General features: G+C 60.1%; 24 protein-coding genes and 1 pseudogene. 8 read left to right on the top strand and 17 right to left on the bottom strand.

Going from position 1 to position 20038, the window contains the following annotated elements:
* Window positions 1–34 precede the first annotated feature (34 nt).
* From ACN9MZ_RS07095 to ACN9MZ_RS07065, 7 genes are all read right to left on the bottom strand, one after another.
* Entirely contained in the window at window positions 35–898 is an 864-nt protein-coding gene (locus tag ACN9MZ_RS07095; RefSeq protein ID WP_426341509.1) for a cytochrome c oxidase subunit 3, read from the bottom strand.
* Window positions 899–926: 28 nt separating this feature from the next.
* Window positions 927–1112, bottom strand: a complete 186-nt coding sequence (locus ACN9MZ_RS07090; RefSeq protein WP_426341508.1) for a DUF2970 domain-containing protein — start codon at window positions 1110–1112, stop codon at window positions 927–929.
* A gap of 9 nt (window positions 1113–1121) precedes the next feature.
* Window positions 1122–1661 (bottom strand): cytochrome c oxidase assembly protein, encoded by a 540-nt coding sequence (locus ACN9MZ_RS07085; protein ID WP_426341507.1) that lies wholly within the window; start codon window positions 1659–1661, stop codon window positions 1122–1124.
* A 1-nt stretch (window position 1662) separates the two neighbouring features.
* Window positions 1663–1779, bottom strand: coding sequence for a cytochrome oxidase small assembly protein (locus ACN9MZ_RS07080; protein ID WP_229209989.1), 117 nt, complete (start codon window positions 1777–1779; stop codon window positions 1663–1665).
* Window positions 1780–1823: 44 nt separating this feature from the next.
* Window positions 1824–3422: a cytochrome c oxidase subunit I gene (gene ctaD, locus ACN9MZ_RS07075; protein ID WP_426169200.1), complete on the bottom strand. Its 1599-nt coding sequence runs from the start codon at window positions 3420–3422 to the stop codon at window positions 1824–1826.
* 13 nt (window positions 3423–3435) lie between these two features.
* Window positions 3436–4662: a cytochrome c oxidase subunit II gene (coxB, locus tag ACN9MZ_RS07070; RefSeq protein ID WP_426341506.1), complete on the bottom strand. Its 1227-nt coding sequence runs from the start codon at window positions 4660–4662 to the stop codon at window positions 3436–3438.
* A gap of 335 nt (window positions 4663–4997) precedes the next feature.
* Complete coding sequence (locus tag ACN9MZ_RS07065) at window positions 4998–5921, bottom strand: methyltransferase domain-containing protein (protein ID WP_426341505.1); 924 nt, start codon at window positions 5919–5921, stop codon at window positions 4998–5000.
* Between the two features lie 60 nt (window positions 5922–5981).
* On the opposite strand from ACN9MZ_RS07065, the gene ACN9MZ_RS07060 reads away from it, so the two are divergent.
* A complete protein-coding gene (locus tag ACN9MZ_RS07060; protein ID WP_426341504.1) occupies window positions 5982–6719 on the top strand; it encodes a phosphoribosyltransferase family protein in 738 nt (245 codons plus the stop codon).
* Between the two features lie 9 nt (window positions 6720–6728).
* A complete protein-coding gene (gene trmL / locus ACN9MZ_RS07055; protein ID WP_426341503.1) occupies window positions 6729–7199 on the top strand; it encodes a tRNA (uridine(34)/cytosine(34)/5-carboxymethylaminomethyluridine(34)-2'-O)-methyltransferase TrmL in 471 nt (156 codons plus the stop codon).
* Between the two features lie 13 nt (window positions 7200–7212).
* Here trmL and ACN9MZ_RS07050 read toward each other — a convergent pair whose 3' ends face one another.
* Entirely contained in the window at window positions 7213–7950 is a 738-nt protein-coding gene (locus tag ACN9MZ_RS07050) for a hypothetical protein (protein WP_426341502.1), read from the bottom strand.
* Between the two features lie 134 nt (window positions 7951–8084).
* Here ACN9MZ_RS07050 and ACN9MZ_RS07045 point away from each other — a divergent pair, with 134 nt between their 5' ends.
* The gene (locus ACN9MZ_RS07045) at window positions 8085–8543 is read left to right on the top strand and encodes a DUF421 domain-containing protein (protein WP_426341501.1); all 459 of its coding nucleotides are present in this window, start codon (window positions 8085–8087) and stop codon (window positions 8541–8543) included.
* 106 nt (window positions 8544–8649) lie between these two features.
* On the opposite strand, the gene ACN9MZ_RS07040 is transcribed toward ACN9MZ_RS07045, so the two are convergent.
* The 8 genes and pseudogenes from ACN9MZ_RS07040 to ACN9MZ_RS07005 form a co-directional block, all read right to left on the bottom strand.
* Window positions 8650–9039, bottom strand: a complete 390-nt coding sequence (locus ACN9MZ_RS07040; protein WP_426341500.1) for a DUF7674 family protein — start codon at window positions 9037–9039, stop codon at window positions 8650–8652.
* Window positions 9040–9133: 94 nt separating this feature from the next.
* Entirely contained in the window at window positions 9134–9424 is a 291-nt protein-coding gene (locus ACN9MZ_RS07035) for a hypothetical protein (protein ID WP_426341499.1), read from the bottom strand.
* 139 nt (window positions 9425–9563) lie between these two features.
* A pseudogene (locus ACN9MZ_RS07030) lies at window positions 9564–11043 on the bottom strand (IS1182 family transposase).
* A 116-nt stretch (window positions 11044–11159) separates the two neighbouring features.
* A complete protein-coding gene (locus ACN9MZ_RS07025) occupies window positions 11160–11498 on the bottom strand; it encodes a hypothetical protein (RefSeq protein WP_426341498.1) in 339 nt (112 codons plus the stop codon).
* 75 nt (window positions 11499–11573) lie between these two features.
* A complete protein-coding gene (locus tag ACN9MZ_RS07020; RefSeq protein WP_426341497.1) occupies window positions 11574–12116 on the bottom strand; it encodes a demethoxyubiquinone hydroxylase family protein in 543 nt (180 codons plus the stop codon).
* A 139-nt stretch (window positions 12117–12255) separates the two neighbouring features.
* Window positions 12256–12510 carry a hypothetical protein gene (locus ACN9MZ_RS07015; RefSeq protein ID WP_426341496.1) on the bottom strand — a complete coding sequence of 85 codons (255 nt, stop codon included), beginning with the start codon at window positions 12508–12510 and terminating at the stop codon, window positions 12256–12258.
* A gap of 9 nt (window positions 12511–12519) precedes the next feature.
* Entirely contained in the window at window positions 12520–13002 is a 483-nt protein-coding gene (locus ACN9MZ_RS07010; protein WP_426341495.1) for an adenylyltransferase/cytidyltransferase family protein, read from the bottom strand.
* Window positions 12999–14195, bottom strand: a complete 1197-nt coding sequence (locus tag ACN9MZ_RS07005) for a PilT/PilU family type 4a pilus ATPase (RefSeq protein WP_426341494.1) — start codon at window positions 14193–14195, stop codon at window positions 12999–13001. Before ACN9MZ_RS07005 ends, ACN9MZ_RS07010 begins: the two co-directional genes overlap by 4 nt.
* Before the next feature lie 97 nt (window positions 14196–14292).
* Between ACN9MZ_RS07005 and ACN9MZ_RS07000 the strand changes: the two genes are divergently transcribed.
* The 3 genes from ACN9MZ_RS07000 to ACN9MZ_RS06990 are packed head-to-tail and all read left to right on the top strand — an operon-like array spanning window position 14293 to window position 16545.
* Complete coding sequence (locus ACN9MZ_RS07000; RefSeq protein WP_426341493.1) at window positions 14293–15231, top strand: LysR substrate-binding domain-containing protein; 939 nt, start codon at window positions 14293–14295, stop codon at window positions 15229–15231.
* Window positions 15232–15261: 30 nt separating this feature from the next.
* Window positions 15262–16116 carry a 4-hydroxybenzoate octaprenyltransferase gene (ubiA, locus tag ACN9MZ_RS06995; RefSeq protein ID WP_426342871.1) on the top strand — a complete coding sequence of 285 codons (855 nt, stop codon included), beginning with the start codon at window positions 15262–15264 and terminating at the stop codon, window positions 16114–16116.
* 48 nt (window positions 16117–16164) lie between these two features.
* Window positions 16165–16545, top strand: coding sequence for a DUF883 family protein (locus tag ACN9MZ_RS06990; protein ID WP_426341492.1), 381 nt, complete (start codon window positions 16165–16167; stop codon window positions 16543–16545).
* A 9-nt stretch (window positions 16546–16554) separates the two neighbouring features.
* Here ACN9MZ_RS06990 and ACN9MZ_RS06985 read toward each other — a convergent pair whose 3' ends face one another.
* On the bottom strand, window positions 16555–17517 hold the full coding sequence (locus tag ACN9MZ_RS06985; protein WP_426341491.1) for a GlxA family transcriptional regulator: 963 nt from the start codon (window positions 17515–17517) through the stop codon (window positions 16555–16557).
* Between the two features lie 141 nt (window positions 17518–17658).
* On the opposite strand from ACN9MZ_RS06985, the gene ACN9MZ_RS06980 reads away from it, so the two are divergent.
* Both ACN9MZ_RS06980 and ACN9MZ_RS06975 read left to right on the top strand, forming a co-directional pair.
* The gene (locus ACN9MZ_RS06980) at window positions 17659–18906 is read left to right on the top strand and encodes a parallel beta-helix domain-containing protein (RefSeq protein ID WP_426341490.1); all 1248 of its coding nucleotides are present in this window, start codon (window positions 17659–17661) and stop codon (window positions 18904–18906) included.
* On the top strand, window positions 18906–20036 hold the full coding sequence (locus ACN9MZ_RS06975) for an SO2930 family diheme c-type cytochrome (protein ID WP_426341489.1): 1131 nt from the start codon (window positions 18906–18908) through the stop codon (window positions 20034–20036). The genes ACN9MZ_RS06980 and ACN9MZ_RS06975 overlap by 1 nt, the downstream gene beginning before the upstream one ends.
* The last annotated feature ends 2 nt before the right edge of the window (window positions 20037–20038 follow it).

Raw genomic sequence — 20038 nt, 5'->3', positions numbered from 1 at the left:
TGCGGCTTTTTTGCGGGTAGATTATAACCGCGTCTTACATCCAGTACACGACCACGTACAGGCCCAGCCAGACGACGTCAACGAAGTGCCAATACCAGGCCGCGCCTTCGAAGGCGAAGTGGTGTTCGGCGCTCATGTCGCCGCGGATCAGGCGGTACAGCACGACGGACAGCATGATGGCGCCCATCGTCACGTGGAAGCCGTGGAATCCGGTCAGCATGAAGAAGGTCGAGCCGTAGATGCCCGAGGTCAGCTTCAGGTTCAGTTCGCTGTATGCGTGCATGTATTCATACGCCTGGAAGCCCATGAACGTTGCGCCCAGCAGCACGGTGGCAGCCAGCCAGAAGATCGCCTTGGAGCGGTTGGCAGCTTGCAGTGCGTGGTGCGAAATGGTCAGGGTCATGCCCGATGCCAGCAGCAGCGCGGTGTTGATGGTCGGGATCGGGAACGGGCCCATCGGGGTATAAGTGTCCACGGTGCCGGCAGGACCGACGTTGCCGTTCCAGTTGGCGGCGAAGTCAGGCCAGATCAGCTTGTGGTCCAGGTCGGCCAGCCAAGGCATGGTGATCTGGCGTGCGTAGTACAGCGCGCCGAAGAAGGCGCCGAAGAACATCACTTCGGAGAAGATGAACCAGCCCATCGACCAGCGATAGGACACGTCGATGCGCTTGGAGTACAGGCCCTTCTCGGACTCGGAGATGGCGTCGCCGAACCAGAAGTACAGCACGGCCAGGGTCATGACGATGCCGATATTGTTGACGATCATGCCCCATGGTGCGTCGTTGACCCATGCGGATGCGCCAATCATGGTCACCAGCAGGGAAATACCTGCCAGCATCGGCCACTTGGAAGGACCAGGCACGAAGTAGTACGGTGCCGCGGCGTTATTAGAGCTCATCTTGTTCTCCCTAAAATCCTGCAATAATTTACTTTGAAACCACGAGTTTGACGATCGAAACCAGCAAGCCGATGAACAGGGCCGCGCCCAGCAGTCCGGCGATGATGACGTGGACCGGCTTGATCTTCTCCTGGTCCTGCTCAAAATCGCTTTTGCGGCGCAGGCCGAAGAACGACCAGATCACTGCTTTCATCGAATACAAAAACGATCCCATCTGCCTTCCTTAATTGGCTGCGGTCTGGTTGCCCAGGCCGCCCGCCTCGATAAAGGTGTACGACAGCGTGACGGTCTTCACGCTCTTCGGCACCGCCGGATCGATGAAGAACACCACGGGCATCTGCCGCGCTTCTTTCGGTTTCAGCGTCTGCTCCTTGAAGCAGAAGCATTCCACCTTCTTGAAATGCGGCGTTACTTCCATCGGCGTGTAGCTCGGGACGGCTTGCGCCTTCACCGTGCGGTCCACGCTGTTGACTACCTCGTACACCACCGTCGTCATTTCGCCAGGGTGCACGGTCACGCTATTCTGGGTGGCGCGGAAACGCAAGGTGCCCTGCACATTGCTGACCAGCTCCACCGTGATGTCACGGCTCATGTCGACCTGGCTGTTCTTGGCAACTTCCTGCGGCTTGCCATCGATCAGGTTCAGGCCAAGCACCTCGCACAGGTGCTTGTACACCGGTATCAGCGCATAGCCAAAGCCGAACATCATGACGGCAATGACCAGCAACTTGCCGAGCAGCTTCTTGTTCTCGCCGCCGCTCATTTCAGTGGTGCCCCAGCATCCATTGCTTGCCGATGACGGAAACAAAGAACACTACGGCGACCGACAACAAAATCAGGGCCAGGCGCAGGTTGCTATTCGGCTTCTTCGGGTCAGACATGGTACTTCCTATAGGGGACGGGCTGGCCCGTCCCCGAAAAGCTGTTACTTGACAGTCGGCGGTACTTCGAAGGTGTGGAACGGCGCCGGCGACGGCACGGTCCACTCCAGGCCTTCAGCGCCATCCCATGGCTTGGCTTCCGCCTGCTTGCCGCCACGGATGGTTGGCAGTACCACGAAGAACAGGAAGAACACCTGGCTCAGGCCGAAACCGAAAGCACCGATCGAAGCGATCGAGTTGAAGTCGGTGAACTGCGCCTGGTAGTCGGCGTAGCGGCGCGGCATGCCGGCCAGGCCCAGGAAGTGCATTGGGAAGAAGGTCACGTTGAAGGTGATCAGCGACAGCCAGAAGTGAGCCTTGCCCATCGTCTCGTTGTACATGTGGCCGGTCCACTTCGGTACCCAGTAGTAGAAGCCTGCGAACAGCGCGAACAGGGAACCTGCCACCAGCACGTAGTGGAAGTGCGCCACCACGTAGTAGGTGTCCTGCAGCTGGATGTCGACCGGGGTCACTGCCAGCATCAGGCCGGTGAAGCCGCCCATGGTGAACACGAAGATGAAGCCGACCGAGAACAGCATCGGGGTTTCAAAGGTCATCGAGCCTTTCCACATGGTCGCGATCCAGTTGAAGACCTTCACGCCGGTCGGCACAGAGATCAGCATGGTTGCATACATGAAGAACAGCTGCGAGGTCACCGGCATGCCGGTGGTGAACATGTGGTGGGCCCAGACGATGAACGACAGGATCGCGATGGACGCGGTGGCGTACACCATCGAAGCGTAGCCGAACAGCTGCTTGCGGGCGAAGGCCGGGATGATCTGCGACACGATACCGAAGGCCGGCAGGATCATGATGTACACCTCTGGGTGACCGAAGAACCAGAAGATGTGCTGGTACATGACAGGGTCACCGCCGCCGGCGGCGTTGAAGAAGGAAGTGCCGAAGTGACGGTCAGTCAGGGTCATGGTGATGGCGCCTGCCAGGACCGGCATCACGGCGATCAGCAGGTAGGCGGTGATCAGCCAGGTCCAGCAGAACATCGGCATCTTCATCAGGGTCATGCCAGGAGCGCGCATGTTCAGGATGGTGACGATGATGTTGATGGAACCCATGATCGACGACGCGCCCATGATGTGCATGGCGAAGATACCCATGTCCATGCCGATGCCCATCTGGGTCGACAGCGGAGCGTACAAGGTCCAGCCGGCAGCAGTCGCGCCGCCAGGCACGAAGAACGAGCCGGCCAGCAGGATCGCTGCAGGAGGCAGCAGCCAGAACGAGAAGTTGTTCATGCGGGCGAACGCCATGTCGGATGCGCCGATCTGCAGCGGAATCATCCAGTTGGCGAAGCCGACGAAGGCCGGCATGATGGCGCCGAACACCATCACCAGGCCGTGCATGGTGGTCAGCTGGTTGAAGAACTCAGGCTGGAAGAACTGCAGGCCAGGCTTGAACAGCTCGGTACGGATCATCAGCGCCAGCACGCCGCCGGACAGCAGCATGATGAACGAGAACCACATGTACAAGGTACCGATGTCCTTGTGGTTGGTCGCGAACAGCCAACGGCTCAAGCCGTGTGGGTGATCGTGTGCGTGATCGTGGTCGCCGTGGGCGTGATCGTGTGCGTGATCGATAGTGCTCATGTAATGCTCCTAATTACTTGGCGCGAGCAGCCACAACTTCGGCTGGCTGAACGATGTTTTCCGCTGGCTTATTCGACCAGTTGTTGCGGGTGTAGGTAATAACAGCCGCGATATCAGTATCCGACAGTTGCTTCCATGCCGGCATTTCGGACGGGAACTTGCCCGACTTCTTACCGTGCAGCAGCACCTTGATCTGTTCGGCTTTCGGGCCGTTCACCACTTCGGAGCCGTCCAGTGCCGCGAAGGCGCCTGGCACGCCCTTGCCGTTTGCCTGGTGGCAGACTGCGCAATTGGCGGTGTAGACTTTTTCGCCCTTGGTCTTCAGTTCGTCGATGGTCCAGGTCTTGTTCGGATCGTCTGCCAGGGCAGCCATTTCCTTCTTCTTGCCATTGACCCAGGCGGTGTACTCTTCGGCGCTCACGACTTTGACCACGATCGGCATGAAGGCGTGCTCTTTACCGCACAGCTCGGCGCAGTTGCCGCGGAAGGTGCCGGTGTATTCAGCCTTGAACCAAGTGTCGCGCACGAAGCCAGGAATCGCATCCTGCTTGACGCCGAAGGCCGGGATCATCCAGGCGTGGATCACGTCGTTGGCGGTGGTGACGATGCGGATCTTCTTGCCGACCGGGACCACGACTTCGTTGTCCACTTCCATCAGATAGTTTTCGTTGCGCTTGCCGGTGAATTCTTCGCCCGGGTTGCCCACTTGCGCGCGCGGGGTCGACAGGTTGGAGATGAAGGAGATGCCTTCGCCTTCGCCCTTCAGGTAGTCATAGCCCCATTTCCACTGCATGCCGGTGGCTTTGATGGTGATGTCGGCGTTGGAGGTGTCTTTCATCGCAACCACGGTCTTGGTTGCTGGCAGTGCCATGCCGATAACGATCAGGAAAGGCACGACGGTCCAGGCGATTTCAACGGCGGTGGATTCGTGGAAGGTGGCCGCTTTGTGGCCGACCGACTTGCGATGCTTGAAGATCGAGTAGAACATCACGCCGAACACGGCGACGAAGATGACCATAATGATGACCATCATCATGGTGTGCAGGTCATAGATGTTTTCAGCGATCTTTGTTGCAGGAGCCTGCAGGTTCAACTGATGGACCATCGGACCGCCGGTGCCCCCGGTCTTTGCCGTGTAGTCGCTGGCCGCTGTCGCCGCAGGCTCGGCCCACGCCGGCATCGCTGCGGCGGTAACGGCCAAGCCGAGCATCAACGATTGAAGTCGCTTCGCAAGTTTCATGTTTTCCCCAACCACCCAAAAATAAAGAAGATTTTTGTGCGCCAGGCCCGCCTAACCGCGGACCCGCCGCACGCTAAACACCTAAAGGCTCCGAGCCAAGCCAGCGCAAAAAAGTTCGCGACCGGACTGTGCTGGAACCTTGAAAAACACTCCCGATGACCACACATCACCGATAGCTTTGCTGCCATATTTGCCTGGCCTGGACCGCCTTGTTGCGTTCGGCTGGGCGAAGTCTTGGCAAAATTAGCTAAAGATTATACTCAGTGAACATGTCCTACATCAAGGGCAGCACATCCCTCACTGTGGTATACGCAAGTAACCCTGCCCTTCCCTGCCTATTTTTTAGGCTTTCTTGGCAAGTCAAAACGGATGATGGCTTCGCCGCTGCTGGTGACCCTAGGGGCCGGGCGGAAGGCATGGCCGTAGATTACTTCAAACGTCAGCGCCAGCTTGCCGTCCGCGCGGCGCTGCTTTTCCAGGCCTTGCAGCATGCGCTGGTATGCCTGTTTTCCGAGCAGCCCCTTGCGCCGCGTCTGCAGCGGGTTGCCGCCCAGCGCGCGGGCATCGGCCAGCAGCTTGTCGGCGCTGTCGTAGGTCACCGTGATCTTTTCCATGTCCATGACCGGCTCGGCAAAGCCGGCTTCCACCAGTTGGTCGCCGAAATCGTGCATGTCGACGAAGGGCAGCGTGTGCGGCGCCAGGTCCACTTCGGCGAAGGCCGCGCGCAATTCCTGCAGCGTATCCGGGCCGAAGCAGGAAAACATCAACAGGCCGCCCACCTTCAGCACACGATGCCATTCCGCAAACACACGGTCCGGCTGCGGGTGCCAGTGCAGCGCAAGGTTAGACCACACCAGGTCCGCATTGTTCCGTGCCAGCGGCAGGTCGGCCATATCAGCGCACAGGTAGTCAATGCCCGATTTTGCTGGTAGCAATTTGCCAATCAACTGGCTCAGGCCCGTTTTGCCGGCCTGGCCACGGGCGGCGGCAATCATGGCGGGCGACGTGTCGACGCCCAGGATCTGGGCGGCGGGATAGCTTTTTTGCAAGGCCGGCAGGTCCGGGCCGGTGCCGCAACCCGCGTCGATGACGCGCAGCGGGTTGACTTTGACCAGTTGCAGGCGCTCGTGCATGCGGCTGGCAATCTCGCGCCGCAGGAAATCGGATTCCGCCACACGAGCCGGGTCGGCAAACAGGGCGCGGACTCGATCCAGGTCAATAGGAGCGCTCAATTTCGGCGGTTTTGCTGGGGCTTGCATATTTAATACGGTTCTTTAATGGGATAATCCGGGCAGTTTACTCGTTCGCGGGGATTTGCGATGGGTAGTGCATTTGCCAATGGCCTGCTGGCCGCCCTGTTGCCCTGTAATTGCGTGCTGTGCGGCGCCAGCGGACCAGCTTTGCTCTGCCCCGGCTGCCGCCAGCAGTTCTTCGCCGCCACGGTTCCCCGCTGCCCGATCTGCGCCAACCCACTGCCGCCAGCGCCCGTGGACCTGGAGCCTGTCCCCTGCGGCCGCTGCCAGGCCCAGCGTCCCGCCTTCGACGCCACGGTGGCCGCTGCCGACTACGCCCTTCCTGTAGACCGCCTCGTGCTTCAGTTAAAATTCGCCCGTCAGCTTGCGCTGGCGCGCCTGTTTGCCGGCCTGCTGGCGGACGCGGTGCAGCGCGCCGACGCCGGGCGTCACCCGCGCCCCGCCCTGCTGTGCCCCGTGCCGCTTGGCTTGCAGCGCCTGTCGGAACGCGGTTTCAACCAGGCGCTGGAAATCGCCCGCCCGCTAGGCAAAGCTCTTGGCATCGCCGTCCATGCCAAACTCGCAGTACGCGTGCGCGACACGCTGGCCCAGAGCAGCACGCCGCACGGCGCGCGCCATGCCAATATCGCGCATGCCTTTGCGATTCCCGAGCGGGCGCTGGTCGAAGGCCGGCATATCGGCCTGGTGGACGATGTCATGAGCAGCGGCGAAACGCTGCAGGAACTTGCCGCAACGCTTAAGCGCCACGGCGCCGCGCGCGTGACGAACTATGTATTCGCCCGCACGCCCCCGAACACGAATTAGGAGAACGATTTGTTTCATGTAGTGCTGGTCAACCCGGAAATCCCGCCCAACACGGGCAATGTGATCCGCCTGTGCGCGAACACTGGCGCGCAGTTGCACCTGATCGAACCACTCGGCTTCCCGCTGGACGACGCCAAGATGCGCCGCGCCGGCCTCGATTACCACGAGTATGCGCAGATGAAGGTGCACAAGGACTGGGCTGCCTTCCTGGCCGACGTCCAGCCTGACACCAGCCGCATGTTCGCCATGACCACCCACGGCTCGCGCCCCTTCGCCGAGCTGGCTTTCCAGCCAGGAGACGTGTTTGTGTTCGGCAGCGAAACCCGTGGCTTGGCACCTGAGTTCCGCGAATCGTTCCCGCCCGAACAGCGCATCCGCCTGCCGATGATGCCCGGCAACCGCAGCCTCAACCTGTCCAATACCGTTGCGGTGGTAGTGTTCGAAGCCTGGCGCCAGCACGGCTACGCCGGCGGCGCCTGAGTAATCGGCAGCGCTACGGCTTGTAGGCCGCCAGGATTTTCTTCAAATCGGGCTCCACGGCACGGAACACTTGTTCCGCGCGCGCAGCGTAAGCCTGGGACACCGTGCCGAATGCCTGCTTCACGGATTTGCTCAACTCCGCCCCTGCCTTCTCGACCTGGGCTGCCTGGTCCTTTGGCAGCAGGTTGAACTCCAGCTCCATCGTCATCTTGCGGATACCAATCCCTGTTGCAAGCGCGTACAGGCGATTCTTATCCGCGCCTGGAGGCAGTGGATGCGGAGGCGTCGAACTCAACTCGATCAGGGCTTCGCACATTGCGCCGTCCATCATCGTATCCCTGTAGAGGCGGCCGCCCTTCTGCTTCAGGAAGGCCTGGAATTCCGTGCGCTGGGCCGGCGTCCAAGCACTCACCATGGTATGCAGCAAAGGGGGCAAGCCTGCGTCGAGCAACGGCCCGTTGCTCACCTCATCATCCTGGAAAGCCATTTCCAGCAGGTCGCGTGCCTGGCGATAGTTTTCATTGCCCGGCCCCCATTCCGGCCCCCATTTCCTCAGATCGCGCGCGCCATCCAGCATCAGGTCGGGCAGGATGCTGCGAAAATGATTGTTCGAAATGGTGAGCGCCTCATCAAGACATTTCAGCGGAGCCTCTTCAACCAGCTTGCCAGTGATGTAGTCCACTTCGTCCGCCCACGCCAGCACCGGCAGCAGGCTGCTGCACAGGCTCAACACAGCAATCGCATTCTTCATCAAGCATGTTTCCATAAATCAAGATCGAATATTTTGAGATATTGACCTGAGCCCGTCAACTGTGCGTTGCTGGATCGAAGCGTGTGGCCGGGTCGCAGTGATTCGTCGTATAACCGGGCAGGAAGGAGGCAGCAATGTTCGACCTCGATTTGCCTTGGTGGGAATACATCATGCGCGGCGTCGCGATTTACGGCGTGCTGTTGCTGATGATGCGCCTGAGCGGAAAGCGCACCATCGGCCAGTTCACGCCTTTCGACTTGCTGGTGGTGATGCTGCTCAGCGAGGCGGTGTCGCCCGGACTGACAGGTGGCGACGATTCGGTTGCCGGCGGCTTGATCGTGGTTGTCACCCTGGTTGCGCTGAACGTGGCGATCGCCTTCATCACTGCCCGCAGCAAGAAAGCTGCCGATATAGTCGAAGGCACCGCCGTGCTGTTGGGCCGCGACGGCCAGATCTTCAAGGAAGCCCTGCGCCGCAACCACGTCACAGAAAGCGACCTGGAACAATCACTGCGTGAAGCCGATTGTCCACGCGAGAAAATGAAGTACGCCTTCCTTGAGGCGGACGGCAAGATCACCATCCTGCAGCACTAATCTATCCCAGCTCGAACTTGACAGAACGCGCCGGGCGGCCGACAGCTTCCGCAGCTGCTGCTAGCCGATTGTGCTCGTTTAAACGAATGGCGCCCCCATCCTTTACCTAATCTATTGTAGGGTCGCCCCACATTTCCGTGAAAAGTTGCCGAATTTCCGCAGCAATAAATATCCAGGCCCACTTTTTATCTTCGACGCTTGAATCCCACATAAGGTTCTCGGCATATGACACATCGACGATGGTCCGCAATTCAGCCGGCTCGGCACGATACGCGGCGGCGATGAAGTTCGTATGCGCTCGAACTGCTTCGGCATCCCGACGCCTGACGGCTTCAGTTGTCCTCTCCGCAAATGCCTCGACCCAGTTGAGTGCCGTATCATCGTCTGCAGGATCCCATCCCCTTTCTCGAAGCCAATCATCGGTCAGCGCTGCTTCCGTTTGAAAGCGCGAGCGAAGAGCAGCGACTAGAGACGTATTAGCATTTCGGGGACTCATGGTACGAGTATGACTCTAAAGGGGGCCTGGATCTCTATTGCGTGATCGTATACGAACCAAACGCTGCGACTTGGGTATTTCCGCTTCTGGCCGGCTACCGCCCCGAATCTCTGAATCGCCATTTATCAATCTCAGTTTGGACTTCTGTCACTTCACTGAGCGTGGATTCAAGCTCACCTTCAGGCACGGAAGCGCTGTTCTTCAAAATGTAATCGAACTTTTGGGCGACATTGGAGGCGCGCACTGCAAGGTCTCGTGGCATATTTCCGAGCGCCGCAGTTTCAGTCAACACATCAACTGATCCACAAATTCGAAGGAATGAATAAATGAATCGACCGATTCGCTCATAGTCCAGGCTGTCGTTTGCCGCAGATTGTTCGTGCACCGCTTGTCTCCTAATGGCCCAGGCCGTGTAAAAACACAGCAACGTGTGCTGGCAACGTAATTTTACCTGCACGGGTAAATTTGGAAGGCCCACCAGGCATTGCGGAGGCTTCGCTTCCTCTTTGGCGCTTTCGGCAGGTTCAGCAAGTGAATGCCCAATGCAGGCGTTTCAGGCTTGAAAAAAGGGCATATGCCCTGATCGCGCCCATCACCCCTGCGATTCCAAGCAGGGTCATCAAGCGTTTGAGGTTATAGGCAAGCACGTGAAGGCTCATCTCTGTCTTCACGCTCGCAAGGCCTTTCGTCAGGAAGTGCGTCCACCCCATCCAGGACTTGATCGTACCGTACGGATGCTCAACGGCGGAACGCCGGATTCGCATGGCATCGGGTTGCTTTTCAAGACGCCCCTGCATTTCATCAAGCACGTCTTGATGTTCCCAGCGCGTCACACGTCGCTGTGGGCTTGGCGTGCATTTTTCCTTAAGCGGGCAGCCTTTGCAGTTCGAACTCCAGTAGCGATGATTCGTCATGCCTTTTTCAATGGTCGCGAAACGCCAGATCAGCGATTGACCTGCTGGGCATCGATACTCATTTTTCTGTTTGTCGTAGATGAAATCGGCCTTGTCGAATCGTCCCTCCGCTTTCGCACTTGACGTTGTCGTCGCTGGCACCAAGGGGACAATGCCGGCATCGCAGCATGCCAGGATTTCCTCGCCTTTGAAGTAGCCGCGATCAGCAATAACGGTCAGCGTAGCGCTGTCAATTGCGGCGCGGGCCTTCTTGGCCATGCCGGATAGTTGATCCCGATCGCTGCCGACATTGGTGACTTCATGCTCAACGATCAGATGATGTTTGGTGTCGACAGCTGTCTGCACGTTATAGCCAACAATTCCGGCACCGCGACACTTCATTGAGCGCGCATCAGGATCTGTCAGCGATACTTGCGTTTCCCCCTGTCACTTCAAGCCTCGCTTCAATTTCCTTGAGCGTGGCCATTTGCGATTTCAGCGCCGCAATCTTGTCGTTGAGCCGGACACTGCGCGCTTATGCTGCCGTCGGCTCTTGTCTGTCAGCGGTGTCGAGTTCAGCCAGGTAGCGATTGATGTTGACTTCAATCTCTTCCATCCTCCGCTTGAGTTTGGCATTGGTGAAGTTGCGGTCGCTGCTATTGACCGCCTTGAACTTGCTGCCGTCGATCGCAACGACCGCGTCCGAGAAGAGGTCCAGTTGCTGGCACAGCACGACAAACTGGCGGCAAACACTTCGGATCGCTTTACCGTTGTTCTTTCGGAAGTTCGCTATCGTCTTGAAGTCCGGCGCCAGGCGCCCAGTCAACCACATCAGTTCAACGTTGCGCTGTGCTTCACGTTCAAGCCGCCGGCTTGACTGGATGCGATTGAGGTAGCCGTAGATGTAGAGCTTTAGCAGCACTGCCGGATGGTACGCGGGCCGCCCAGTTTTCGCTGGCAGCACACGTTGGAACCCGAGATTTCCCAGGTCGAGCTCTTCGACGAAAACATCAACGACCCGGACTGGATTATCGGCGCCAACGAAATCGTCTAGGTGCTCAGGGAGCAGCGTACCTTGTTCGCGATTCTCGCCTTCGACAAAGCGCTTCATTTGGCACCCTCGGTCATGAGATACTCGCTCAACGTTTACCGGGGCGATCTCGTTTACATGATTTTATGTTTTTACACAGCCTCGGCCGATTGTACGCGCTCCTCGCCTCCGGTGAATTACGAGCGCCATGTGCTTACCTCGGCTAGAAGAACTTCAAAAGTTTCGGGATGGACGAGAAAGGCATATAGTTTTCCAAATCCAGCGAGGCGCTCGGGATTCTTGTCCGAGGCCCAGTAGCTCACCAACAGAACAGTTGAGACGCCCCCCAGAGCTTCGTGAATAGACTTTCTTTTTTCTTCGGAAATGCGGGCACGGTCTATGAAGCTCTTCGGCTGTGCGAATACATCGCTCACGCAATGTCCCCAACTGATTGCCTCAGCATGAAGCGGGTGGAATTCAACAGCGGATAAAGCGTCCTTGGCAATCGCCTCAGTCACGGTGTTTGTTTCCTGCATGTTGAATCCTTCATGACCTTATACGAAAATTCAAAATTTGAAGGGCCGCTACTGGCCGCCAGCAGATGACTGCTCTCACACACGCATTCCGATCCAAATGACGGCTTCCGTTGCTGCAGCCACGACCGGCGAAAGAATCCGCGACCAAAACCCGGCCTGCGCAATATGACAGACCGACCGATCATGGTGCTGTCTCTCCTCAATAACTATTGAAGCGACGGCATGGAATGCAGCCTCGTCCTTTCCTGCTAATAGTACAAGCTGCTCCTCCATGTGACGAAGCACAACGCGCTCGACGGCGACGGTCGTTGCCGCAATAGCGCGGCGGCCAAACGCCCCACTCACCACTCCAAGAACGAAGCCACCCGCGCCACAGAGCCAGTAGCTTTTGCAGCGCCTTTGCTTTCGAACCGTCATCTCATTCCAGAATATGGCGCGATGCCGCTCTTCATGCGACTTGAACTCAATGAGTTCCGCGACCATTGATGGGGCGGTGAACCGTGCCATAAAAATCTGCCCGGAGTAAATGTGAACCGCCCCATTTCCCCCAGCATGGTTCACTCTTAATACACGCGAAGCAAACTCGTTCAACGCGTCATTTTTAAACTCAGACCGCATGTGAGCCAGCTTCAAGTTGAGGGGTAATCAATCAAGTCTAGCAGACGCCACTGGCCTTCCGCTCTTGGCCGGAACGGCCCAAACGCCCCCCAATTCAACGGACATTCTCCATCATGCCAAGTCTGAACGACTACGACTATCAGAGGAAGCCAATGTGCTTGCGCTCCAGCCCCGACATCACCAGCTTGACGTAGCGGTTGGGGATGTACAGCTCGACTTCGACCATCGCCCCCTCGGCATTACGGGCCTCGGAGATCAGGTGGAAGAAGCTACGGTCGGGGCTGGCCTCCTTGCAGGGCAGGAATTTGCCAGAAGGTCCGTCAGACAGGTAATCCTTTAGCGTGGCGCCCAATTCGGCCACGCCCTCGTCGGTCAGCAGCACACCAAAAGCCATGACGGCCTCCTATTGTCCAAACATGCGCACCTTGGCCAGCAGCTTGGTGGTCGAGCGGTCGTGCTCGAAATCGATGGCCACCGCCTTGCCGCCGTATGCCAGCACCGCCTGCCCTTCCGGGATCGCGGTCATATCGTAATCGCCGCCTTTGGCGTAAATCTCGGGCTTCGCCTGCAGCACCGCTTCCAGCGCGGTGTCCTCGTCAAACGGCACCACCAGGCTGACCGATTCCAGCGCCGCCAGCAGCGCCATGCGGTCTTCGCAATTGTTCAGGGGCCGGTCATCACCCTTGCCCAGGCGCTTGACGGAAGCGTCGGTGTTGGCCGCCACCACCAGCGAGCCGCCCAGCGAACGCGCTTGCGCCAGATAGGTGACATGGCCACGGTGCAGGATATCGAACACGCCGTTGGTCATCACCACCGGCTTCGGCAGCGCAGCCACCCGCGCGGCCAGTTCGTCGCGCGAGCACATCTTCTTTTCAAAATCGATCATTCGCCTTCTTCTTCCTCTTCTTCATCCAGCTGCATGCTCAGGCCGCCCGACGACTTCGGCGCCGCCGCGGCAGGCGCAGCGGCGTCTGGTGGTGGACGGCTGCTATTCAGCTTGATCTGCAAGCGCAGGCCGTTGGTCGAGTCGGCATTGCGCAGCGCCTCTTCGTAAGCGATGTAGCCCTTATTATAGAGTTCGAACAAGGCCTGGTCGAAGGTGCACATGCCCAGCTCGCGCGACTTGGCCATGATCTCCTTGATCGAGTGGAAGTTGCCTTTGAAGATCATCTCGGAGATGGTCGGCGTGTTCAGCAGGATCTCAATGGCGGCTTTGCGGCCCTTGCCATCCTCGGTACGGATCAGACGCTGGGAGACGATGGCGCGCAGGTTGGACGACAGGTCCATCAGCAGCTGGTTGCGGCGTTCTTCCGGGAAGAAGTTGATGATGCGGTCCATGGTCTGGTTGGCATTGTTCGCGTGCAGCGTGCCCAGGCACAAGTGGCCCGTCTCGGCGAAGGCGATCGCGTGCTCCATGGTTTCCGTGTCGCGGATCTCGCCGATCAGGATCACGTCCGGCGCCTGGCGCAGTGTGTTTTTCAGCGCATGGTGCCAGGACAGGGTGTCCACGCCCACTTCGCGGTGGGTAATCAGGCAGTTCTTGTTCTTGTGGACATATTCGACCGGGTCTTCCACGGTAATGATATGGCCGGCCGAATTCTGGTTGCGGTAATCGATCATGGCCGCCAGCGAGGTCGACTTGCCGGAGCCGGTACCGCCCACCACCAGCACCAGGCCGCGCTTGGTCATCACGACTTCTTTCAGCACTTCCGGCAGGTCCAGCTTTTCGAAGTTCGGGATTTCCGAGGCGATGGTGCGGCACACCATGCCCACTGCCTGCTGCTGCACGAAGACGTTGATGCGGAAGCGGCAGACATTGGGCAGCGAAATCGCGAAATTGCACTCAAGCTCGGTTTCGAACTCGCGGCGCTGCTTCTCGTTCATGATGGCGTAAGCCAGGGCCCGGGTCACGTCCGGGGTCAGGCGCTGCTGGCTCAGGGCGCGCATCGAGCCCTGCGACTTGATACTGGGGGGGAAATCCGCCGAAATAAACAGGTCGGAGCCGCCGACCTGGTGCATGGCCGTCAGCAGTTTAAAGATATACGACTGGGCCTCTTCATGGCCAAGTGTGGAAGACATATTCGCCTCGTTTTATGGTTTTGCAGGTCATTATAGCCAGAGCCCTCCCCCATTCATGGCATTGCAACAAGGCATTCAACTGTGTTCAAATGGGTTTATGACACTGACCGAGCTCAAATATATCGTAGCGGTTGCCAGAGCGAAACACTTCGGCCATGCCGCCGAGGCATGTTTTGTCGCTCAACCCACTCTTTCTGTCGCAATTAAGAAACTGGAAGACGAGCTCGGCGTCGTGCTGTTCGAGCGCGGCGGGGCGGAAATCTCGGTCACCCCGCTGGGCGCCCAGATCGTGGCTCAGGCCGAACGGGTGCTGGAACAGACGGCAGCGATCAAGGAACTGGCAAAACAGAACAAGGACCCGCTGGCCGGGCCGTTGCGGCTGGGCGTCATTTACACCATCGGCCCCTACCTGCTGCCGCCTTTGGTCAAGCGGATGATTGAAACCACGCCGCAGATGCCGCTGGTCCTGCAGGAGAACTTTACCGTCAAGCTGCTGGAAATGCTGCGCCAGGGCGAGCTGGACGCCGCCATCATGGCGCTGCCGCTGCCGGAACACGGCATGGCGGTACAGCCGCTGTACGACGAGCCGTTTGTGGTGGCGATGCCAAAAAACCATCCCTGGGCCGCGCGCAGCACCATTCCCGCCGAAAACCTGAAGACCGAAACCATGCTTTTGCTAGGCAACGGCCACTGCTTCCGCGACCAGGTGCTGGAAGTGTGCCCGGAAATGGCGCGTTTTTCCGCGCCGGGCAACGGCATGCAGCGCACCTTCGAAGGCTCGTCGCTGGAGACCATCCGCCATATGGTGGCCAGCGGCATCGGCCTGACCGTGCTGCCGCGCGCCTCGGTGCCGGACATGGAAGGCCGCGACGGCATGTTGTCGTTCCGCTATTTCGATAAGCCGGAGCCGAACCGGCGCGTGGTGATCGTCTGGCGCAAGAGCTTCACGCGCAAGGCTGCCATCGATGCCATCGTCGCCGCGGTGGCCGATTGCCAGCTGCCCGGCGTCCGCATGCTGAACGGCGACGAAGAGTAAAATGCCGGCATGCATGCGACGACTCCCCCCCTGAGCAAACTCGAACTCTATTTCCGCCTGGTCCGGCTGGACAAGCCGATCGGCACCGTGCTGCTGCTGTGGCCGACCCTGGCCGCGCTATGGCTGGCTTCCGGCGGCGTGCCGGACTGGAAGCTGCTGCTGATCTTCTCGCTGGGCACTTTCCTGATGCGTTCGGCCGGCTGCGCCGTCAACGACTACGCCGACCAGGACTTCGACAAGCACGTCAAGCGCACCGCCGAGCGCCCGATCACCAGCGGCCGCGTCAGCGGCAAGGAAGCGCTGCTGATCGCTGCCGGCCTGTCGCTGCTGGCCTTCCTCCTGATCCAGCCGCTAAATGCGCTGGTCAAGCAATTGAGCGTGGCGGCGCTGATCATTGCCGGCACCTACCCCTACTTCAAGCGTTTCTTCGCCATTCCGCAAGCCTACCTCGGCATCGCCTTCGGCTTCGGCATGCCGATGGCCTTCGCCGCGGTGCAAAACACGGTGCCGCCGGTGGCCTGGCTGCTGCTGGCGGGGAATGTTTTCTGGGCCGTCGCCTACGATACCGAATACGCCATGGTCGACCGCGACGACGACCTGAAGATCGGCATCAAGACTTCCGCCATCACCTTCGGCCGTTTCGACGTGGCCGCCATCATGCTCTGCTACGCGGTGCACCTGGCCATCCTGCTGGTGGTCGGCCAGCAGTTCGGCCTGGGCCTGCCCTTCCTGCTGGGCATGGCAGTGGCAGCCGGCTGCGCGGTTTACCACTACTTCCTGATCCGCGGGCGCGAGCGTGCGCCCTGCTTTGCCGCCTTCCGCCACAATAACTACCTGGGCGCGGCAGTCTTCGCAGGCATTGCGCTCGACTACGCGTTGCGCTGACCTATACTGGAATTTACTCCGAGTGCTGTTCACTGAGACGAGGCGATCATGGACCAGACACCACAAGCTACTCCCGCAAAACCCAACGGCGGCGGCGTTGCCAACGGCAAAAGCCATAGCCACAACGAAAACATGGAAGCCCGCGAAAAGCTGATGGGCGACCTGAAACAGGCCGTACAGGATGCCGAAACCTGGCTGCGCAATGCTGCCACGGCCAATTCCGAAGACCTGGGCATGGTCAAGGCCAAGTTCGAAGACACGCTGCGTACCGCCAAGCGTGACCTGCTGAAGCTGGAAGACAGTGTGCTTGCCCGTGGCAAGATGGCAGCCCAGGCCACCGACCATTATGTACACGACAATCCGTGGAAGGCGGTTGCCACCGGCGCCGCCATCGGTGTGATTGTCGGCCTGCTAGTCGCGCGCCGTTGATCCTTCGCTTCAGTCGCGCCGCGCAGCCGCCGCTGCGCGGTAGGCTGCCGGCGTGGTATCGAACAACTGGCTGAAGGTCCGGCGCAGCATGGCTTCCGTGCGGAAGCCCGATCGCAGCGCAACCTGCAGCATCGACAGGCCCGGCCTGGCCAGCAATTCCTTGGCATATTCGCCGCGGCAGCGCGCGATATAGATGTGCGGCGGCATGCCCACCGCATGCTGGAAGCGGCGCGAGAAATTGCGCACGCTCATGGCCGTGCGCTGCGCCGCCCCTTCCACCGTCAAGTCCTGCTTGAAGCAGCGCTCGATGTATTCCTGCGCCTGGCGGATGCGCTGGTCGCCATGCTGTTTCAGCCCTGCATTGCGCAGCGCGATGTGCCCCGCGCTCGGCTGGCTGGGGGGATTGGTATAGCGCGAGAGCTTGTGCGCCACCGCGTCGCCGTGGAAGTGGCCGACCAGGTAGCTGCAGGCATCCAGGCAGGGGTTGACCGAACCGGCGCTGATGATGCTGCCGTCGATCACCAGCGGCACGTCGGGGCTGAAGCGCACTTCCGGGTAGTGTTGGGCAAAGACGCGCTGGTCCGACAGGTTGCCGGTCACTTCACGGCCGTCGAGCAGGCCGGTCTCGGCCAGGATGCGCATGCCGCCCGCCATGCCCACCAGCACGGCGCCGGCGGCGTGGGCTTGCAGCAGCCAATCGCGCAGCGGCGATGCAATCGGCTGGCGCGCCGACAGCGGCAAATAATAAGGCGGCACGATGACGGCCTGCGGCGCCGGCATCTCGGCCAGCGTTGCCTCCGGCTGCAATGACGGGCCGGTGAAGGAGCGCACCGGCGCCCGTTCGATGGCCACCAGGCGCGCCCGGAACAGCTCCGCTGCGCGCAGGTCCGCGTTGCGCGCATGCAGCGTGCCGGCGATGGCAAACGCTTCCCGCGCCAGCAGGGCAAGGCCTCCCCAGCAGTCGTCCCCCACAACAATAGCGATTGAAACTGGCGCTCTCATCCTGGCCGATACTAACAGCAGAATTGGCCGATCTTGAACATATCATTTCAATAATGGACAGATATACTGGCTTCGCTGCTGCATCCCTACAACAATAAACGGGAGACATGTATGTACAAAGCCATCGGCGTCCTCGCGCTGTGCGGCCTGCTGTCCGCCTGCTACAAGACCACGCCTTCCTTGCCGGCGCCTGCCTCGGCTGCCGACAGCGCATTCCAGAAGCAACTCCAGGAACAACTGCTCGACGCCAAGCCCGGCTCGGTGATCGAGATCCCCGCCGGCAAATACTCGTTCACGAGCGGGTTGCAACTGCGCGCGGATGGCGTGACCATCCGCGGCGCGGGGATGGACAAGACTGTCTTGTCTTTCAAGCCGCAAGTAACAGGACCGGAAGGGCTGCTGGTCTACGGCAACGACTTCACCATCGAAGGCCTGACCATCGAGGACTCCAAGGGCGATGGGCTGAAGATCAACGACGGCGACCACATCACCATCCGCAGCGTGAAAGTGCAATGGACCGGCGGCTCCAAGGTGACTAACGGCGCTTACGGCATCTACCCGGTCAAGACAAGGAATGTGCTGATCGATCACTGCGTGGCCATTGCCGCATCGGACGCCGGCATCTACGTCGGCCAGTCGCAGAATGTGGTGGTGCGCAACTCGCGCGCCGAAGCCAATGTGGCCGGCATCGAAATCGAAAACACCATCAACGCCGACGTCTACGACAACGTCGCCACGGCCAATACCGGCGGCATCCTGGTGTTCAACATGCCCAACCTGCAGCAGCCGGGCCACAGCACGCGCGTGTTCAGGAACAAGGTCATCGAAAACAACCTGGGCAATTTTGCCGCCAAGGGCACGGCCGTGGCCAGCGTGCCGGCCGGCTCGGGGGTGGTGATCAACTCGAATTCGAAGGTGGAGATCTTCGACAACGACATCAGCAACAACCAGACCGCCAACGTCATCATCTCCAGCTACCACTCGACCGGCTATTTCACCGAGAAAGGCGTCTCCAAGGACTACGACCCCTATCCAAAGGCAATCTACGTCTACGGCAACCGCTTCAAGGGCGGCGGCGACGCGCCCGATGGCCTGGACCTGAAGGCGCTGAAGGTGGCGATGTATGGTCTGTCCGGTCACCTGCCCGACGTACTGTGGGACGGCTACGCCGACAATGCGCTGGCCAGGAACGGCGTCATGCCAGCCGAGGCCCGCATCTGCGTGCAGGACAACGTCGAAGTGCTGAATGCCGATGGCCCCAACAAGTACAAGAACCCGAAAGCCGATTCGGCCCCGCACCGCTGCCAGCTTGCCAAGCTGCCGCCGGTCACCATCCCTCAACTCGGTTCGCAATCCTGATGAAGCTTGCCGTCCCTGCTTTCCGCCCGCTGCGGGCGGCCGGCATGGCGGCGTTCGCGCTCGCGCTCGCGTCCTGCGCACGCAGCCCTGCCCCGCCCGCCGAACCCGTGAAATTCATCGCCGAGGGCCGCCCTGAAAAACTCAGCGAGTGGCGCCTGATGGCCGCCAGCGACGGCCGCCTGGCGCTGAACAAGGACGTGCTGTCCTACACGCTGAACACGCCTCTTTTCAGCGACTATGCCCACAAGCTGCGCACGGTGTGGATGCCGAAAGGCGTTTCGGCTGCCTACAATGCCGATACCGCCTTCGACTTCCCGGTCGGGACCATCATCAGCAAGACCTTCTATTACCCGCGCGACGGCGGCAGCCAGGCCGTGCTGGCGAGCGACGACAGCGGCACCGACACCACGCTCGACCTGGGCAAGGTGCGGCTGATGGAAACGCGCCTGCTGGTGCGGCGCGAAGGCGGCTGGATCGCCTTGCCTTACGTCTGGAACGAGGCGCAGACCGAGGCCGAACTGAAACGCACCGGCGACCAGGTGCCGATGGAGCTGGTGTCGGCCCAGGGCCGCCAGAAGTTCACCTATGTGGTGCCGAACGTGAACCAATGCGCCTCCTGCCACGTGACGGACTTGAAGAGCAGGAAGTTCGAACCGCTTGGACTGAAAGCGCGCCACATCAACCTGAACGGCCAGCTGGAAAAGATGGTGCAGGCAGGCTACCTGCAAGGCGTCCCGGGCGCCGCCGACGTGCCGCGCAACGTCGACTGGCGCGACAAGGGCGCCCCGATCGATGCCCGCGCGCGCGCCTACCTCGACATCAACTGCGCCCACTGCCACAACAACAAGGGCACCGCCAATACCACCGCCCTGCACCTGGAGATTGGCGCCCCGGCCAACCAGCACCTGGGCCTGTGCAAACCGCCCGTGGCCGCAGGCGCCGGCACCGGCGGCAACTCCTTCGGCATCAGTCCCGGCAAACCGGACGACTCGATTTTCGTCTTCCGCCTGAAATCGACCGAAACCGGCGTGATGATGCCCGAACTGGGACGCACCACTTCGCACCGCGAAGGCGTTGAACTGATACGCGAATGGATCGCATCGATGAAGGAAAGCTGCAACCAACAATAACG

It is taken from the genome of Pseudoduganella sp. S-14 (genome assembly GCF_049913285.1).
Taxonomy (GTDB): domain Bacteria; phylum Pseudomonadota; class Gammaproteobacteria; order Burkholderiales; family Burkholderiaceae_D; genus Rugamonas.
This window is presented reverse-complemented; position numbering and strand designations above follow the sequence as displayed.

What these genes read in the sequence shown, in the direction of transcription:
- ACN9MZ_RS07095 (WP_426341509.1), bottom strand. Translation starts at nt 898, where the DNA reads ATGAGCTCTAATAACGCCGCGGCACCGTACTACTTCGTGCCTGGTCCT.
- ACN9MZ_RS07090 (WP_426341508.1), bottom strand. Translation starts at nt 1,112, where the DNA reads ATGGGATCGTTTTTGTATTCGATGAAAGCAGTGATCTGGTCGTTCTTC.
- ACN9MZ_RS07085 (WP_426341507.1), bottom strand. Translation starts at nt 1,661, where the DNA reads ATGAGCGGCGGCGAGAACAAGAAGCTGCTCGGCAAGTTGCTGGTCATT.
- ACN9MZ_RS07080 (WP_229209989.1), bottom strand. Translation starts at nt 1,779, where the DNA reads ATGTCTGACCCGAAGAAGCCGAATAGCAACCTGCGCCTGGCCCTGATT.
- ctaD (WP_426169200.1), bottom strand. Translation starts at nt 3,422, where the DNA reads ATGAGCACTATCGATCACGCACACGATCACGCCCACGGCGACCACGAT.
- coxB (WP_426341506.1), bottom strand. Translation starts at nt 4,662, where the DNA reads ATGAAACTTGCGAAGCGACTTCAATCGTTGATGCTCGGCTTGGCCGTT.
- ACN9MZ_RS07065 (WP_426341505.1), bottom strand. Translation starts at nt 5,921, where the DNA reads ATGCAAGCCCCAGCAAAACCGCCGAAATTGAGCGCTCCTATTGACCTG.
- ACN9MZ_RS07060 (WP_426341504.1), top strand. Translation starts at nt 5,982, where the DNA reads ATGGGTAGTGCATTTGCCAATGGCCTGCTGGCCGCCCTGTTGCCCTGT.
- ACN9MZ_RS07050 (WP_426341502.1), bottom strand. Translation starts at nt 7,950, where the DNA reads ATGAAGAATGCGATTGCTGTGTTGAGCCTGTGCAGCAGCCTGCTGCCG.
- ACN9MZ_RS07045 (WP_426341501.1), top strand. Translation starts at nt 8,085, where the DNA reads ATGTTCGACCTCGATTTGCCTTGGTGGGAATACATCATGCGCGGCGTC.
- ACN9MZ_RS07040 (WP_426341500.1), bottom strand. Translation starts at nt 9,039, where the DNA reads ATGAGTCCCCGAAATGCTAATACGTCTCTAGTCGCTGCTCTTCGCTCG.
- ACN9MZ_RS07025 (WP_426341498.1), bottom strand. Translation starts at nt 11,498, where the DNA reads ATGCAGGAAACAAACACCGTGACTGAGGCGATTGCCAAGGACGCTTTA.
- ACN9MZ_RS07020 (WP_426341497.1), bottom strand. Translation starts at nt 12,116, where the DNA reads ATGCGGTCTGAGTTTAAAAATGACGCGTTGAACGAGTTTGCTTCGCGT.
- ACN9MZ_RS07015 (WP_426341496.1), bottom strand. Translation starts at nt 12,510, where the DNA reads ATGGCTTTTGGTGTGCTGCTGACCGACGAGGGCGTGGCCGAATTGGGC.
- ACN9MZ_RS07010 (WP_426341495.1), bottom strand. Translation starts at nt 13,002, where the DNA reads ATGATCGATTTTGAAAAGAAGATGTGCTCGCGCGACGAACTGGCCGCG.
- ACN9MZ_RS07005 (WP_426341494.1), bottom strand. Translation starts at nt 14,195, where the DNA reads ATGTCTTCCACACTTGGCCATGAAGAGGCCCAGTCGTATATCTTTAAA.
- ACN9MZ_RS07000 (WP_426341493.1), top strand. Translation starts at nt 14,293, where the DNA reads ATGACACTGACCGAGCTCAAATATATCGTAGCGGTTGCCAGAGCGAAA.
- ACN9MZ_RS06990 (WP_426341492.1), top strand. Translation starts at nt 16,165, where the DNA reads ATGGACCAGACACCACAAGCTACTCCCGCAAAACCCAACGGCGGCGGC.
- ACN9MZ_RS06980 (WP_426341490.1), top strand. Translation starts at nt 17,659, where the DNA reads ATGTACAAAGCCATCGGCGTCCTCGCGCTGTGCGGCCTGCTGTCCGCC.
- ACN9MZ_RS06975 (WP_426341489.1), top strand. Translation starts at nt 18,906, where the DNA reads ATGAAGCTTGCCGTCCCTGCTTTCCGCCCGCTGCGGGCGGCCGGCATG.